Consider the following 16122-nt stretch of genomic DNA (forward strand, 5'->3'; position numbering starts at 1 on the left):
ACGCTCAGGATTCACCATTCAACTCAGTTGTTCAGCTTCACAAAACCGCCATCGATGGGGTAGTCGCAACCGGTGATGAATGATGCTTCATCGGAGCAAAGGTACAGAGCAAGGTAACCGATCTCTTCGGGCCGGCCCATGCGACCAATGGGTTGTGTTTTGGATAACTTTTCGAACATTTCCTGCTCATTACCCGGATAATTTTTTGATAAGAACCCATCTACAAAGGGCGTGTGAACCCGTGCAGGTGAAATGCAATTACAACGGATGTTATATTTCAGATAATCTTTGGCAACAGATAAGGTCATACCCACTACGGCGCCTTTGGTCATGGAATAGGCAAAGCGATCGGGTATGCCAACCAGTGAGGCGATGGAAGCCATATTTACAATAGAGCCTCCGTTTTGTTTCATGTGTGGTATAACGGAATGTAAGCAGTTGTAAACACCTTTAACATTCACATTGATCAACCGGTCGAAATCAGTTTCGGCAGTTGTTTCGGCATTACCGATATGGGCAATACCGGCGTTGTTGATGAGCATATCAATTGGGCCGCCGGCTGCAATGGAATCAACTATTTGTTGTACACCGGTTTGATTCGATACATCGCACTTGTAAAATTTAGCTTTGCCGCCATTTTCGGTAATTTCTTTTACTGCATTGGCCGCGCCTGCTTCATCCATATCTAAAATGTTCACCGTGGCGCCCTGTTTGGCAAATACGGTTGCAATAGCTTTTCCTATACCGCTTCCGCCACCGGTAATGATGGCCGTTTTGTTATCGAGTCGAAACATGGGTGCAAGATATTGATAAGTTAATTAGTTGATAAGTTGATAAGTCATAGGTTGAAAAGTTTATAAGTTAATGAGGTGACACCCTTATCAATTTGTTACCTTGTTAATCTGTCAACTTTAAACCGACTTAATTTTATGCCCTTTCCATCCGAAAAATAAGATCATTAAAAAGCAAAGTAAAGGAACAATATAGGCTTTTTGAATACTGCCGGTAGCGTCGGATATCAAACCCATAAATAAAGGGAAGATAGCGCCGCCCACAATCGACATCACCAAAAACGACGAAGCGATCTTTGTTTCCTCGCCCAGGTTTTTAATGCCAAGCGCAAATATAGTGGGGAACATGATCGACATAAAGAACGGAACCGTAATTACACAATATACTGCTGCTGATCCGTGTGTATTGAGCGCCACGGTAAGCAATAAAATATTAATGATTGCATACAGTGATAACAGCTTAGCCGGTTTAATATATTTCATAAAAAAGGTACCGGCAAAACGGCCCACCATAAAACCTACCATGGCAATGGAACCCCACATAAAAGCTGCTTTTTTTTCGGGCATTTCCATAACCTGCTTTGCAAAACGAATGAAAAAGCTGCCTACACATACCTGCGCGCCTACATAAAATAACTGTGTTATAACTGCCCAGGTAACATGGCTATGGCGAAAAACTTTTATCGAAAAGCTTTCTTTTTCATTTTCATTGCCTTCTTTAATATCCGGAATGTGCGACATAAATACGAGCAACCCTACGATCAACACCAGTATACCAATGACCAGATAGGGAATTTTCACCGTATCGGCTTCCGACTGCAGATAAGCATTCAACTGTTCGGCCGACATACGGCTCAATTCTTCTTTTGTATGTTCAATGCCCGATAAAATAAATTGTCCGCCTACAATGGGAGCTACAAAAGCGCCCACACCATTAAACGACTGGGCAAAATTCAACCGTTGCTCAGATGTTTCTTTGGGGCCCAGTTTGGTAATGTAGGGGTTAGCTACAGTTTCCAGAAAGGTAGCGCCGCTGGCGATTATGAAAAGGGCAAACAAAAAGAAACTATAACTTCGGGCCGATGCTGCCGGAATAAACAATAAGGCGCCAATGGCATATAGCGTTAATCCGATCAGGATCCCTTTTTTATAACCATACTTATGCATGAACCAGCCGGCCGGTAACGCAATTGAAAAATAGCCGATATAAACGGCGGTATCGATAAATGCCGATTGCGTATCGCTGAGCTGACAGGCCTTTTTTAAATGCGGTATCAAAATGGGATTGATGTTATGCAAAAAAGCCCATAAAAAGAATAAGCTGGTTACCAGTATAAAAGGGAACAGATATTTGTTGCCGGTTGACGATACATTGTTCGTTTTTGACATGCAATCGGGAATTTATTAGTTGTTTTTTGTTGTGGTTCTATGGTTACTGTTGCAAAGTTCTTTGGTATATCGATATTTCCTTCACTTCAATATTCAAAGTTCTACATTCAATATTCATCATTCCTTAGGCCTTGTGCCTTTCTATGTCAGTGACCTGTCGAGATGCGTATAGCCACCATCAACATAAATGATTTGGCCGGTTGTATGGGCCGAGCGATCGCTTAGTAAAAATACCGCCATATCGGCAATTTCTTCTGAGGTGGTAAAGCGTTTCTCCAAAGGTATTTTTGAAACGATCTGTGCTAATTTTTCCTGCGGATTGGGCAATGAATTGATCCAGGTTTCATATAATGGCGTCCAAACCTCGGCCGGGATCACTGTGTTTACACGGATAGAATATGGCAATAATTCAACAGCCCATTCGCGGGTCAATGCATTGATGGCGCCTTTTGAAGCAGCATAACCCGAGGTATTGCCCTGACCTGTTACGGCAACTTTAGAACCGATATTAATGATATTGCCTTTTGTTTTTTTCAGGTGAGGCAATGCATAGTGGGCCAGGTTATAAAAATGGCTCAGGTTTTTTTGCAGCGAATCGAAGAATTTTTCGGGTGAACCGCTTTCGAGCCCAACGCCATCATTTACACCAGCGTTGTTGATCAGGCCATCGATGCGGCCGAACTCTTTTATGGTGAAATCGATCACTTCTTTACAGGCTGCGGTTTCGCTCAGTTCAACGGCAATTGACGTGGCTTTACCTTTTGCTTTTACAATTTCATCAACTTTTGCCTGGTTATCGGCCTGTTTACGGCCTGCAATTACAACAATAGCACCCTCGGCGGCAATCGAACTGCTAATAGCTGCACCAATACCTTTGGCACCCCCTGTTACAATAAATACTTTGTTGGTCAGATGTAAATCCATGATTTATAAATTATAAAATTGAATCGCATTAGTGCCAAAAACTTTTTCCCTGTCTTCGGATGAAAAGTTCTCCATATATTTTTCTAACAAACTTTTCCATTGTACATAAATGCCCGACAGTAGTATTACGGGCCAGTCGCTACCAAACATAAGCCGGTCGGTACCGAATGCTTCGAACACCACATCGAGGTAGGGATAAAAATCAGCGGCGCTCCATTCTTTCCAGGCTGCTTCGGTAAACAAGCCCGACAGTTTACAGCAAACATTAGGGAACATGGCCATTTCTTTCATCAGCACCTTCCATTCGTCGATTTGCTTATGCCTGATATCGGGTTTGGCGCAGTGATCGATGACAAATGCCTGTTCCGGCATGGCATATACGAAATCGATTGCCGGTCGTAACTGGTTATGAAAAACAAGAATATCGTATGTGTAATTATAAGGCTTCAATGCAGCCACACCACGACGGAAATTTTCGCGCGCCAGAAAATCGATCGGTTCAACCTGCACTATATGGCGGTAGCCTTTTATGATGGGGTATTGCGAAAAGTATTGCAGGCGGTCTTCAATGTTATCGGCCTGCAGATCGATCCAGCCCACAACGCCTTTGATAATGGGATGCGTTTGCGCCAGTTCAACGAGGAAGTGGGTTTCCAGTTCCGATTGTATAGCCTGAACCGCCACTACGCCATCTATTTCATTTCTTTTCAGCGGAAGCGCCAGGTGCTCGGGCAAATAATCCTGCTGAAGCGGCTTCATGGTATTGTCGATCCAGGCGTAAGTTTTTTTATCGTATTTCCAGAAGTGAACGTGTGAGTCGATTGTCATGGCAAGCATTTTTAAGTGTTACTATTTCATGCAGGCAGGCTAAATATTTTATCCATGATTATCCATTTTTCACCTGGTTTGGCCCAGGGAAGCGCCTGTTGAAATTTCCACATCAGCGTTTCCCATTCCTGCACTTTAGGGTTGGCGGCATCGGCTTTTGACTTTTTGTCGAATGAAAAATCATCATTCGCTTCAATGATCATGAACATCCGGTTACCGGTGCGATAAATATCCAGCACTTCAATGCCGGATGATTTAATACTATCTATAATTTCGGGCCACACCTGTTGGTGATAGCGTTCGTATTCGGCAATTAATTCCGGATCATCTTTCAGATCCAGGGCAAGACAATATCTCATGTTTATGGTTTGAGGTTTGAGGTTTGTAGTTACTTAGTATTTGAATTGCATTAGGTTCTTCGGCCTTCTTATTTTTTATAAAGCCTGTTGCGTTTATGCCGGGTTTTCCGAATCGCGAAGCAACCTCAAACAATAAACCAAAAGCCAGAAACTGCCCAAAGCAACCACAAACCTCAAACAATTATTTGTAAGCTACAGCCATCTGTTTGCTGCTACCCAATCCATCGATTCCCAATTCAACCACATCGCCGGGATTTAAATACACCGGTTCGGGTTTTTGACCTAACCCTACACCAGCGGGAGTGCCTGTGCTGATGATATCGCCCGGAAGCAGGGTCATGAATTGGCTCAGGTACGAGATTAAAAAAGGTATTTTGAAAATGAGGTTGGCCGTGTTGCCGTCCTGCATTTTTTTGCCGTTTACGGTCAGCCACAACCGTACATTATGAATATCAGCAATTTCATCGGGAGTAACCATCCAGGGACCCAGCGGAGCAAAAGTGTCGCAGCTTTTTCCTTTTACCCATTGACCGTTGCGCTCCAACTGAAAAGCACGTTCGCTGTAGTCGTTGTGCAACATGTAACCGGCGATATAATTGTTCGCATCTTTTTCTTCAACATAGGATGCTTTTTTGCCGATCACTACAGCCAGCTCAACTTCCCAATCGGATTTGGTGCTGTTTTTAGGAATAACCAGATTATCGTAGGGGCCGCATATAGCTGTGGTAGCTTTAAAAAACACAACAGGTTCCGAAGGAACGGCCATATTGCTTTCGCGGGCGTGATCGATATAATTTAAGCCGATGCAAATAATTTTCGAGGGTCGGCCAAGCGGGGCGCCGAGGCGTTCCGAAGCACTAACCTGCGGGCAGGTAGGCTGATTTGTTTTCAGCCATGCTGCTAAACGCGCGATACCATCGTTGGCGAAAAACTGTTCGGTATAATCTTCTCCAAAAGCGCTGGTGTCGATTCTTTTTCCATCGGGTAACTCAATGCCAGGCTTTTCGTGCCCGGCCATTCCAAAACGAATAAGCTTCATTTTACCGGTTTGATTTTTTTGATGGCCGAAACTATTTCATTTTCACTGGAAACCAAACGAAAATTCCGCAATCGTTTCCAAAATTTGCCATCCCGTCAATCTAAAAGGGAGTTTCATCCTTTTCAAACACCTGGTGTGGGGGGAAGGGAGCAGGCAATACTAACAATCATTAGTTTTTTGAACTATCTTTAGGCCGATTTTGTAATGCTTGCAATTATGAGTTATACACCCGTTAATAAGGTTAGAATTGTTACAGCTGCCTCTTTATTCGATGGTCATGATGCTGCTATTAATATTATGCGCCGCATTTTGCAGTCGAAGGGCGCCGAAATTATTCATCTGGGCCATAACCGGTCGGTAGCCGAGATTGTTGAATGTGCCATTGAAGAAGATGCCCAGGGCATTGCCATTACCAGCTACCAGGGCGGTCATGTGGAATTTTTTAAATACATGAAAGACCTGCTCGACGAAAATGGTTGCGGCCACATTAAAATTTTCGGCGGCGGTGGCGGCACCATTTTGCCACAGGAAATTAATGAGTTACATCATTATGGGATAACGAGGATTTATAGTCCGGATGATGGAAGGCGCCTGGGTTTAGGTGGTATGATAGAAGAAGTGATCACGTTATGCGATTTTCCGGTGAATGGCAACCCCGCCAATTTTAAAAAGGAAATGACATTGGGTGAGTGGAAGGACATCAGGAAAATTTCGAGAGCTATTTCCAATGCTGAAAATAACGGCCAGAAGGCTATTGCCAAATCGCCGGCACCCATCCCTGTTTTAGGCATTACCGGCACCGGCGGCGCCGGAAAATCATCCGTTACAGATGAAATTGTTCGTCGTTACCTGAACGCATTTGCTGAAAAAACAATCGCTGTTATTTCAGTTGATCCTTCGAAGAAAAAAACAGGCGGCGCCTTACTGGGCGATCGCATTCGCATGAACAGCATCCATTCGCCCAGGGCCTATATGCGTTCGCTCGCCACGCGCGACAGCGATGTTGCCCTGAGCGAACATGTGCAGGATGCCATTAATGTATGTAAAGAAGCCGCCTTTGACCTGATTATTCTGGAATCGGCCGGCGTGGGGCAAAGCGATGTAAGCATTCTTGATTATTGTGATGTGAGCTTATATGTAATGACGCCTGAATATGGCGCTGCATCGCAGCTTGAAAAGATCAACATGCTCGACTATGCCGATGTAATTGCCATAAATAAATTCGACAAAAGCGGGGCGCTCGATGCCTTGCATGATGTTCGTAAACAATATAAACGCAATCACAATTTATTTACGGCAAAAGATGAGGATGTGCCCGTTGTAGGCACCATTGCCGCCCAATTCAATGATACGGGCATCAATGAGCTGTTCGAAAAATTAGTGGTGACCATACAGCATAAAACAGGTGTGGCATTTGGTAATATAGAAGTACATGCACATATAAAAGATACCACTACCAAATCGCAGATCATTCCGCCGAAACGTGTTCGCTACCTGGCCGAAATTGCCGAAACCAACAGAGGGTACGATGCATGGGTAAAAGAACAGGGCGCCCTGGCAACCCAATTGTATCAGGTGCAGGGAACGCTTTCGTCAATTAATAATTTGCCGGCTGTTGTTATTGATGAATTATCGAAGATCAAAAAATCGCTCGAAGAAAAGCTTCACCCCGAATGTAAAAAGCTCATCGATAGCTGGCCTGCTTTGGTTACAAAATACAAGTCCGATTTTTTTGAGTACCAGGTGCGTGATAAAGTGATCAAACAATCCATGATCACCAAATCGCTGAGTGGTACAAGAATTCCGAAAGTAGTATTGCCAAAGTATAACGACTGGGGCGATATTCTAAAATGGCAGTTACAGGAAAATATTCCCGGTGAGTATCCATTTACAGCCGGTGTGTTTCCGCTGAAACGCGAGGGGGAGGATCCTACCAGGATGTTTGCCGGAGAAGGCGGACCCGAGCGTACCAATAAACGCTTTCACTATGTATCGCTCGATCAGCCGGCGCGGCGTTTATCTACAGCCTTTGATAGTGTAACGTTGTATGGAGAAGATCCTGCTCATCGGCCAGATATATATGGTAAAGTAGGAAACAGTGGCGTTAGCATTGCTACCGTTGATGATGCAAAGAAACTATACAGCGGTTTTGATTTGTGCGATGCCAAAACATCGGTAAGCATGACCATCAACGGTCCGGCGCCTATTATACTGGCTTTTTTTATGAATGCGGCCATCGATCAGGAATGTGAAAAATGGATAACGGTGAATGGTCAATGGTCAATGGTCAATAATAAAATCGAAGAACGGTTTAAACATTTGCCAAAGCCTGTTTATTTTAATCCTTCGGCGCCTGAACGATTACCTGATGGCAATGATGGATTAGGATTGAAATTATTAGGTGTATCTGGTAATGATGTGTTGCCGAAAGAAATATATGAAAAACTAAAGGCCGAAGCGCTGGCGCAGGTACGTGGTACGGTTCAGGCCGATATATTAAAAGAAGACCAGGCGCAGAATACCTGCATCTTTAGTACCGAGTTTGCATTGAAGCTGATGGGTGATGTGCAGGAATATTTTATTCAGCAAAAGGTTCGCAACTTTTACAGCGTAAGCATCAGCGGTTATCATATTGCCGAAGCGGGCGCTAACCCCATTACACAACTGGCCTTTACACTTTCCAACGGCTTTACGTATGTTGAATATTACCTGAGCCGGGGAATGCATATTGATGAGTTCGCTCCTAACCTGTCGTTCTTCTTCAGCAATGGCATGGACCCCGAATACAGTGTAATCGGCAGGGTGGCGCGTCGCATTTGGGCCAAGGCCATGAAGTATAAATACAAAGGCAACGACCGCAGCCAGAAATTAAAATACCATATTCAAACTTCGGGTCGCAGTTTGCACGCACAGGAAATTGATTTCAATGATATACGCACCACGCTGCAGGCGTTGTATGCTATTTACGATAACTGCAACAGTTTACATACTAACGCATACGACGAAGCGATCACCACGCCTACCGAAGAAAGCGTTCGCCGGGCCATGGCTATTCAGCTGATCATTAATCGTGAGCTGGGCAGCGCCAAAACAGAGAACTTCATACAGGGATCTTTTTTAATTGAAGAGCTAACCGACCTGGTTGAAGAAGCTGTACTGGCCGAGTTCGACCGCATTACCGAAAGAGGCGGTGTGCTGGGCGCCATGGAACGCATGTACCAGCGTAATAAAATACAGGAAGAAAGTTTGTATTATGAAAGTTTGAAGCACAGTGGCGAATTGCCCCTCATTGGTGTAAATACATTTTTGAATAAAAAAGGAAGTCCTACCGTTTTACCCGGCGAAGTAATTCGCAGTACTACCGAAGAAAAAGAGCAGCAGATACAAAATCTGCAGGCCTTCTGGAAAAGAAATGAAGAACATGCTGCCGAAATGCTTAACAGACTTAAGAAAACAGCCATCAGCAATGGAAATATCTTTACCGAATTGATGGAAACCGTTAAATATTGCTCGCTTGGTCAAATCACGCATGCCTTGTTTGAGGTGGGCGGGCAGTATAGAAGAAATATGTAAGGCAAGTCCGAAAGTCGGGAAGTCAGAAAGTCCGAAAGAATGATACCTTGAATGTATCTTTCTTTTGGACTTTCGGTTTTTTAAAAACTCCCGGATTGTAATTGAGGAAATATTTCCTCAGAAGCAAATGTGCCTTACCTCAAAGGTGTGGCACGTTTATAATACCCCATTTATCAAGGTATAAAACCGTTTATCAGTGACTATATATAGAAAATGCTAAACGAAATGTTAAGCTGTTTGAAAACCACTTAACTCTCCACCGGAAAAGTCTTCTAAACACTTCAAATGGTATATAGGGAACAATTAGGGAACGATAAAATGTAATGTATGTGGAAACATTTTTTACTAATTACCGGAATTTGTTTCATTGTAACAGGTAGTATTAAAGCACAGGATACATCATCCGCATCGCCCTTACATTGGAATTTGCAAACCTGTTTGGACTATGCGAAGAAAAATAATATCACCATAAAAAATTTGCGTTGGGATGAACGCACCAGTGAACAAAATTTGTTGCAGTCGAGGGCTGCCAAACTACCTAATTTAACCGGTAGCCTTTCACAATCTGTAGTAAACAGTAATAATGCCAACCCCGTGGTGGGTGGTTTTCAAACCCAGGCAAAAGCATCGGGCAATTATTCGCTCAACTCATCGTGGACTGTTTTTAACGGAGGTTATCTTAATAATGATGTAAAGCAAAAAGGCATATTGCTCGAATCGGCCAATTTAAGTGTGCAGCAGGCTGAAAATGATATTACGCTTCAGATCACGCAGGCCTTTTTGAATATACTGTTGCAGAAAGAAAACATTGTATACCTGCAGGAACTTGTAAATACATCGCAGTCGCAATTACAGCTGGGAAAACAACGATTCGATGCAGGAAGTCTTGCCCGAAAAGATTATTTGCAACTCGAAGCAACGCTGGCGAATGATCAGTATAACCTTGTTACTGCAACCAATGCCCTGCGGCAGAACCTCATTACTTTAAAGCAAATTCTGCAACTGCCATCATCGGTAAACTTTGATGTGGTGCAGCCCGATACCATCGTAACACAACAGGCTTTACCGTCGCTGCCCGAAGCTGAAAGTGCGGCTCTGCAAACAAGGCCCGAAGTAAAGATTGGCGAGCTGGGTGTAAAATCTTCTGAGTTAGATCTGAAAAAATCAAAAGCAGGCGCCCTGCCTACAGTTAGTTTGGGTGCAGGTTTATCGAGCGGTTATTCAGATAATAACGACCTGAAATATTTTTCACAGATAAACAACAACTTTTATCAACGGCTTGGGGTAACCGTATCGGTACCCATTTTTGCCAACCGCGCCAACAAAAGCAATATCGAACGATCGAAAATACAAATTGAACAGGCCAAACTATCGTTGCAGGGCACTAAAACCACGCTCGATCAGGCAGTAGAGCAGGCGTATATAAATGTATTAAATGCACAGGCGCAGTTAACAGCTGCTGAAACACAGTGGCGTATCAACCAGGAAAGCTATCACATAACCAATGAGCAGTTGCGGCTCGGCGCTTTAAATACCATTGATTTGCTTACGCAAAAGAACCTGTATGTGCAGGCGTTGCAGGCTTATGTACAGGCCAGGTACAACAACATTTTGAACAAAAAGATATATGACTTTTATACAGGCGTACCTGTATCGCTATAATTATAATCGTAAACTCATGAACAATGAAAAAGTATAAATGGATTATATGGGCCCTGATAATAGTAGCCGCAGGGATCGGTCTGTGGTTCTGGAAATTCAGAAAAAAAGAGCAGCCTGTAGTTCTTGAAACCGAGCAACCACATTATGGGTTTATTGCTACCAGTGTAACGGCCACCGGTACTGTTCAACCGGTTGATACTGTATCGGTAGGTACCCAGGTATCGGGCACCATCAGCAAAGTATATGTTGATTTTAACGACAAAGTAAAAAAGGGACAGCTGATTGCCGAGCTTGATAAAACCATATTACAGGCGCAGGTTGATCAAATCAACGCCAATTTACGTCAGGCGCAAAGCAATCTTGAATTTCAAAAAAGCAATTACGACAGGCAAAAGCAATTGCTTGATGTAGGCGCCATCAGCAAAGCTGATTATGAAACCGCCCTGAACCAGAACAATGCAGCAAGGGATAATGTGAACAGTATAATAGCCCAGTTAAAAGCAGCACAAAAAAATCTTTTTTATGCAAATATTTACTCGCCCATAAATGGAACAGTTTTAACGCGTAATGTAAGCGTAGGACAAACCGTAGCCTCCAGTTTAAATACACCCACTTTATTTGTAATTGCACGCGACCTTACCAAAATGCAGGTGCAGGCAGCGGTAGATGAAGCAGATATTGGAAACGTAAAGAATGGCCAGCGCGTAACCTTTACAGTAGATGCTTTTCCGGATAATGTTTTTGATGGAAAAGTAAATGAGGTTCGATTGCGGCCGAGCGTTTCATCGAACGTGGTTACCTATTCAACCATCATAGATGCACCCAATGAAGATATGAAGCTGAAGCCGGGCATGACGGCCAACAGCACCGTTTATACGCAGGAAATAAACAATGCAATGCTTATTTCTGCAAAAGCAATTCGCTTCAGACCCGACTCATCATTATATAAGAAGTATCATATTGAAGGCAAGGGCCAGCATGCAAAGGAAAAAAGCGAGGGGATGAGAATTGGCAGTGAAACACCACGCGATACTACACACATGGGTGGAAAAAGAAAAAGAGATTCATTACAAACCGGATCAGCATCCAAAACCGCCATGGTGTGGATTAAAAAAGACAGTACGCTTACACGCCGGGTAATTAAAATAGGGTTGAGCGATGATACCAATGTGCAGGTATTATCAGGATTATCTGTCGATGACCAGGTGGTTACCGGTATGCAGCAGTTAGGAACTAATGATAAAGGTTCATCCGGAACAAGAAGTCCGTTTATGCCGCCAAGAAGAGGAGGTGGTAGCAGCAGTGGCAGTGGTGGTAACAGGAGTGGAGGCAGTGGCAGGCCCGGTTAATTTGTTTGTGGTTTGAGTAAACTGTTTCGCGCCTTTACGAGAAACTTAAACTAATTTTTATGGCCAAAATAGTAGAAATACACAATCTCAAACGGGAGTTCAAAATGGGGGCCGAAATAGTGCGGGCATTAAAAGGGGTTTCGTTCGATGTGGAGCCCGGTGAATTTGTAACGATCATGGGTAGCAGCGGATCGGGCAAAACCACACTGTTGAATGTTTTAGGTTGTTTGGATAAACCTACCGATGGCACTTATTTATTAGATGGCGTGGACGTAAAGAAATTAGGACGAAACGAACTGGCTGTTTTGCGCAATCAAAAGATAGGGTTTGTATTTCAGTCGTACAACCTGCTGGCGCGTACATCGGCTTTGGAGAATGTAGAGTTGCCTTTGTTGTACAATTCATCCATATCTTCCAAAACCCGTCATCAGAAAGCTGTAAAAGCTTTGGAAGCCGTAAAGCTGGCCGACCGACTTGATCACTTACCCAATCAGTTATCGGGCGGTCAGCAGCAACGCGTGGCCATTGCACGCGCCCTGGTAAATGAACCGGTAATGATATTGGCCGATGAGGCCACCGGTAACCTCGATACAAGAACGTCGTACGAAATTATGTCGCTGTTTCAGGAGTTGAATCAGCAGCAGGGGAAAACAATTGTGTTTGTTACGCATGAACCCGATATAGCGGCATTCAGCAGCAGGACCATAACATTAAAAGATGGCAAAGTAGTGAAAGACACCAAAAATGAAAGTGTGCGTTCGGCCCGTGAAATGCTGGCTGCATTACCGGTGACGAATGACTATTAGATTGTTAAATGGCTTGATGGTTTGATTGTTGTAGAACCCTTTCTGCAATCAGGTATACGACAGACAGACCGGTCGTAGATAATAAATGGTTAGGGCGTTTGATTGCAATAATACTTTTAGCATTTCGGGTTTGAGCAATCAAACAATTCAACCCTCAAACAATTAAAAAGATGAAACTCTTTAATCTTATACGGATCGCCTTAAGAGCGCTGCAACGAAACAAGTTGCGGGCTTTTTTAACTATGCTGGGTATAATCATTGGCGTGGCTGCGGTAATTGCGATGGTGGCAATAGGGCAGGGATCGAAGCAAAGCATACAGGACCAGTTATCGAGCATGGGATCAAACATGATCACCATACGGCCCAACAGCAATCAAACAGTTGGTGGAGGCGCCCGGCTCGACGCAACCAGTTTACAAACACTTACATTAGATGATATTAAAGCCTTACAAAAACAGGCTACCTATATTACCGCGGTATCGCCGGCCGTACAGGCAAAAGGACAGGCGATCAGTGGATCATTAAACTGGCCAACAACCATACAGGGGGTAAGTCCTGAATACCTTAGTATACGCGACTGGCTTTTAAAAGACGGGATCACTTTTACGCAGGAACATGTGAACACTGCCGATAAAGTGTGTTTGATAGGACAAACAGTTGTAGAAAATATTTTCAGCTCAGGCGAAGACCCGGTTGGCAAGATCATACGCTTTAATAAAATCCCCTTTAAGATCATTGGCGTTTTGGCCGAGAAAGGCGAAAACGCATTTGGACAGGACCAGGATGATATCATACTGGCGCCTTATACAACGGTACAAAAAAGAATTCTGGCCATACCTTATATTCAAAACATTTATGCCTCGGCAGTAAATGAAAGCAGTTCGGCGCTGGCAACTGCCGAGGTAACGGATATTCTTCGTGCTTCGCACAAATTAAAGGCAGGTGACGATGATGATTTCATGGTACGTACACAGGCCGAGCTGATAAATACTTTCAGTTCAACCAGTCAGCTGTTGACCGTATTACTGGCAGCCATAGCCGGTATTTCGCTGGTGGTTGGGGGCATCGGCATCATGAACATCATGTATGTTTCGGTAACGGAGCGCACCAAGGAAATAGGTTTGCGCATGTCGATCGGAGCACGTGGTATTGATATTTTATTTCAGTTTTTAATAGAAGCAATTCTGATCAGCATTACCGGCGGTATAATTGGTGTGCTGCTTGGCATAACGGCATCGAATCTGGTGACATTCTTTTTATCGTGGCCAACGCTGGTATCGCGATCATCCATTATACTATCGTTTTTAGTGTGCGCCATAACCGGCGTGTTCTTTGGGTATTATCCGGCGCAGAAGGCATCGAGGTTGGATCCGATAGAGGCGTTGAGGTATGAGTAGAGAAGTCGGAAGTCGGATGTCAGAAGTACGAAAATAGAAATTGAAGGAGGGAATAAATAGTCATGGGTTAGGCAATTCGGGTTATTCAGACTTCCGACCTCAGACTTCCGACTTCGGTTTTATACAGCACCTGACAATTTTCACAATAAAATGTTCTGCGATTGGTTTTGCCGAGGTGTTTTTTAACGGCAGGAATATTACATCGCGGACATATTTTTTTCGTATGAATAAGCCAGTGTTTTTTTAAGACGAATGCTTTTTTCCATTTCAAAAAATCGATGCTGTAGGTGCGGGCTTCATTGATCAGTTCGGTAAGTTTACGCGGCGGTAAATGGCCGATCTTATTTTCAGGATGAACTTTTATACGGAACAGCACTTCATTTTTAATGATGTTGCCAACGCCGGCAAATATGTTTTGATCTAACAGTGCATCGCATACCGGTTGATCGGGTTGAGCTTTTAGTTTTCGCCGGGCTTTTTGGGCATCCCAGGCATCATTCAGCACATCGCCGCTCCAGTCGTATACCAGGTCAAGGTCTTCTTCAATTACCCTTACAGAGCAACTATATAAATACAGATCACCATTGCTGAAATGCAGATGCAGGCGAGGATTTGCTTTTGTTTTTTCATTAACGGAAGAAGAGCCGAACAATAGAAAATGAATGCGCAAAGTAAACTTAGGCAGGCAGATCAGAAAATGCTTTCCCCAGCTTTTAAAGTCGACTATCTTTTGATTGACCATGCTATCTTTATCGACTTTTGTGTTACCTGTAGCCGACAAAATTTTTTTGCCTTTAAAAGGCTGCACGGCTTCTTTTAGAATGATAACAGATGGCCCTTCGGGCATGTTGCGGGTTTGTAGTTTTTGATTTATAGTTATTGTAAAAAGATTTGTTTAACCGCCTTTGTTTTAGCGATTTCGTAGGCCGTTAGGTTTCTTAAACCATAATGCGGAATCAAAAACTGAGTATGTAATTCTACAATTCTATGTTGCTTTATCGCGCGTATTGCGGATTAGGCCTACGCCTGCAAAGAAAAAGATAGCGCCGAGGACTCCATACAGAATGATTTGTTTGATGTTATGCGTATCGGCTCCGCCGTTAATAAAGTTAACACCGGCCAATACAAGTCCCACCATACCCGCCAGGGCGAGAATAATGCCCAATGTTCGCTTTTCCATAAAATGCTTTTGTGGTATAAAGGCAAAGGGTGTGCCTTAGGGAGGCATGAATGAGATTATTCGGATTAAGCATGAGATTGAAGGTTTTATCATTGAGGTCATAGGGTTCAATCGTGAGGTTGAAGGTTCATGTGTGAGATTCTACAAAGCAACCATGAGAGTGAACGGTTCATGTATGATGTTGCACAAAGTAATCATGCGATTGAACGGTTTATGTATGAGATTGTACCATTCAACCATGAAAGTGAACGGTTCATGTGTGAGATTGCACAAAGTAACCATGCGATTGAACGGTTTATGTATGAGATTGTACCATGCAACCATGAAAGTGAACGGTTCATGTATGAGGTTGTACAAAGTAACCATGCGATTGAACGGTTTATGTATGAAATTGTACCATGCAGCCATGAAAGTGAACGGTTCATGTATGAGGTTGTACAAAGTAAATATGAAATCGAACCGTTTATTTATGAGATTACACAAGGCAAACGTGAGGTTGATCGGTAATGTATGAGATTGTACAGGATAACCATAAAATTGACCGGTTCATGTATGACATTGACAATTGATGGCTGCGATCATCCGGTGCAATCATGCGATAAGGTTATTGAATATGTATTTCTTACGTGCACCTGGTGCTGTAACCTGACCCGTCCTAATATAACTATACAATAAAACAAAAATTGTATGGCAGAAAAAGGATCAAAAGCTCCAGGTCGTCGTCTGGTACCCGGGGGCAACTATGACAAGAAATTTATTGCAAAGGTTGTAGAAGAAGTACTTAAGGGTAAGCCGAAGCGAGTGGTACAATTAAAATATGGCTTA

General features: G+C 43.4%; 13 protein-coding genes. 5 read left to right on the forward strand and 8 right to left on the reverse strand.

Annotated features, from left to right (window positions below):
• Window positions 1-23: 23 nt before the first annotated feature.
• From AC59IL_RS12630 to AC59IL_RS12655, 6 genes are all read right to left on the reverse strand, one after another.
• On the reverse strand, window positions 24-794 hold the full coding sequence (locus AC59IL_RS12630) for an SDR family NAD(P)-dependent oxidoreductase (protein ID WP_496552488.1): 771 nt from the start codon (window positions 792-794) through the stop codon (window positions 24-26).
• A 117-nt stretch (window positions 795-911) separates the two neighbouring features.
• The gene (gene fucP / locus AC59IL_RS12635; RefSeq protein ID WP_496552489.1) at window positions 912-2180 is read right to left on the reverse strand and encodes an L-fucose:H+ symporter permease; all 1269 of its coding nucleotides are present in this window, start codon (window positions 2178-2180) and stop codon (window positions 912-914) included.
• Between the two features lie 141 nt (window positions 2181-2321).
• Window positions 2322-3104 carry an L-fucose dehydrogenase gene (locus AC59IL_RS12640; RefSeq protein ID WP_496552490.1) on the reverse strand — a complete coding sequence of 261 codons (783 nt, stop codon included), beginning with the start codon at window positions 3102-3104 and terminating at the stop codon, window positions 2322-2324.
• 3 nt (window positions 3105-3107) lie between these two features.
• Window positions 3108-3932 (reverse strand): amidohydrolase family protein, encoded by an 825-nt coding sequence (locus AC59IL_RS12645; protein ID WP_496552491.1) that lies wholly within the window; start codon window positions 3930-3932, stop codon window positions 3108-3110.
• Between the two features lie 26 nt (window positions 3933-3958).
• Window positions 3959-4291, reverse strand: a complete 333-nt coding sequence (locus tag AC59IL_RS12650) for an L-rhamnose mutarotase (protein WP_496552492.1) — start codon at window positions 4289-4291, stop codon at window positions 3959-3961.
• Between the two features lie 181 nt (window positions 4292-4472).
• Window positions 4473-5330, reverse strand: a complete 858-nt coding sequence (locus tag AC59IL_RS12655) for a fumarylacetoacetate hydrolase family protein (protein WP_496552493.1) — start codon at window positions 5328-5330, stop codon at window positions 4473-4475.
• A gap of 216 nt (window positions 5331-5546) precedes the next feature.
• On the opposite strand from AC59IL_RS12655, the gene AC59IL_RS12660 reads away from it, so the two are divergent.
• From AC59IL_RS12660 to AC59IL_RS12680, 5 genes are all read left to right on the forward strand, one after another.
• The gene (locus tag AC59IL_RS12660) at window positions 5547-8903 is read left to right on the forward strand and encodes a methylmalonyl-CoA mutase family protein (protein ID WP_496552494.1); all 3357 of its coding nucleotides are present in this window, start codon (window positions 5547-5549) and stop codon (window positions 8901-8903) included.
• Window positions 8904-9230: 327 nt separating this feature from the next.
• Window positions 9231-10565, forward strand: coding sequence for a TolC family protein (locus tag AC59IL_RS12665; RefSeq protein ID WP_496552495.1), 1335 nt, complete (start codon window positions 9231-9233; stop codon window positions 10563-10565).
• A 23-nt stretch (window positions 10566-10588) separates the two neighbouring features.
• A complete protein-coding gene (locus AC59IL_RS12670; RefSeq protein ID WP_496552496.1) occupies window positions 10589-11914 on the forward strand; it encodes an efflux RND transporter periplasmic adaptor subunit in 1326 nt (441 codons plus the stop codon).
• A 59-nt stretch (window positions 11915-11973) separates the two neighbouring features.
• The gene (locus AC59IL_RS12675; RefSeq protein ID WP_496552497.1) at window positions 11974-12720 is read left to right on the forward strand and encodes an ABC transporter ATP-binding protein; all 747 of its coding nucleotides are present in this window, start codon (window positions 11974-11976) and stop codon (window positions 12718-12720) included.
• A gap of 170 nt (window positions 12721-12890) precedes the next feature.
• Window positions 12891-14117 carry an ABC transporter permease gene (locus tag AC59IL_RS12680; RefSeq protein WP_496552498.1) on the forward strand — a complete coding sequence of 409 codons (1227 nt, stop codon included), beginning with the start codon at window positions 12891-12893 and terminating at the stop codon, window positions 14115-14117.
• Between the two features lie 85 nt (window positions 14118-14202).
• Here AC59IL_RS12680 and AC59IL_RS12685 read toward each other — a convergent pair whose 3' ends face one another.
• The gene (locus AC59IL_RS12685; protein WP_496552499.1) at window positions 14203-14964 is read right to left on the reverse strand and encodes a DNA-formamidopyrimidine glycosylase family protein; all 762 of its coding nucleotides are present in this window, start codon (window positions 14962-14964) and stop codon (window positions 14203-14205) included.
• Between the two features lie 138 nt (window positions 14965-15102).
• Window positions 15103-15297: a hypothetical protein gene (locus AC59IL_RS12690; protein WP_496552500.1), complete on the reverse strand. Its 195-nt coding sequence runs from the start codon at window positions 15295-15297 to the stop codon at window positions 15103-15105.
• Between the last annotated feature and the right edge of the window lie 825 nt (window positions 15298-16122).

The sequence above is a fragment of the Niastella sp. sgz303648 genome (assembly GCF_059587045.1).

Excerpts from the sequence above, each read along its gene's own strand:
- AC59IL_RS12630 (WP_496552488.1), bottom strand. The coding sequence starts at position 794 with ATGTTTCGACTCGATAACAAAACGGCCATCATTACCGGTGGCGGAAGC.
- fucP (WP_496552489.1), bottom strand. The coding sequence starts at position 2,180 with ATGTCAAAAACGAACAATGTATCGTCAACCGGCAACAAATATCTGTTC.
- AC59IL_RS12640 (WP_496552490.1), bottom strand. The coding sequence starts at position 3,104 with ATGGATTTACATCTGACCAACAAAGTATTTATTGTAACAGGGGGTGCC.
- AC59IL_RS12645 (WP_496552491.1), bottom strand. The coding sequence starts at position 3,932 with ATGACAATCGACTCACACGTTCACTTCTGGAAATACGATAAAAAAACT.
- AC59IL_RS12650 (WP_496552492.1), bottom strand. The coding sequence starts at position 4,291 with ATGAGATATTGTCTTGCCCTGGATCTGAAAGATGATCCGGAATTAATT.
- AC59IL_RS12655 (WP_496552493.1), bottom strand. The coding sequence starts at position 5,330 with ATGAAGCTTATTCGTTTTGGAATGGCCGGGCACGAAAAGCCTGGCATT.
- AC59IL_RS12660 (WP_496552494.1), top strand. The coding sequence starts at position 5,547 with ATGAGTTATACACCCGTTAATAAGGTTAGAATTGTTACAGCTGCCTCT.
- AC59IL_RS12665 (WP_496552495.1), top strand. The coding sequence starts at position 9,231 with ATGTGGAAACATTTTTTACTAATTACCGGAATTTGTTTCATTGTAACA.
- AC59IL_RS12670 (WP_496552496.1), top strand. The coding sequence starts at position 10,589 with ATGAAAAAGTATAAATGGATTATATGGGCCCTGATAATAGTAGCCGCA.
- AC59IL_RS12675 (WP_496552497.1), top strand. The coding sequence starts at position 11,974 with ATGGCCAAAATAGTAGAAATACACAATCTCAAACGGGAGTTCAAAATG.
- AC59IL_RS12680 (WP_496552498.1), top strand. The coding sequence starts at position 12,891 with ATGAAACTCTTTAATCTTATACGGATCGCCTTAAGAGCGCTGCAACGA.
- AC59IL_RS12685 (WP_496552499.1), bottom strand. The coding sequence starts at position 14,964 with ATGCCCGAAGGGCCATCTGTTATCATTCTAAAAGAAGCCGTGCAGCCT.
- AC59IL_RS12690 (WP_496552500.1), bottom strand. The coding sequence starts at position 15,297 with ATGGAAAAGCGAACATTGGGCATTATTCTCGCCCTGGCGGGTATGGTG.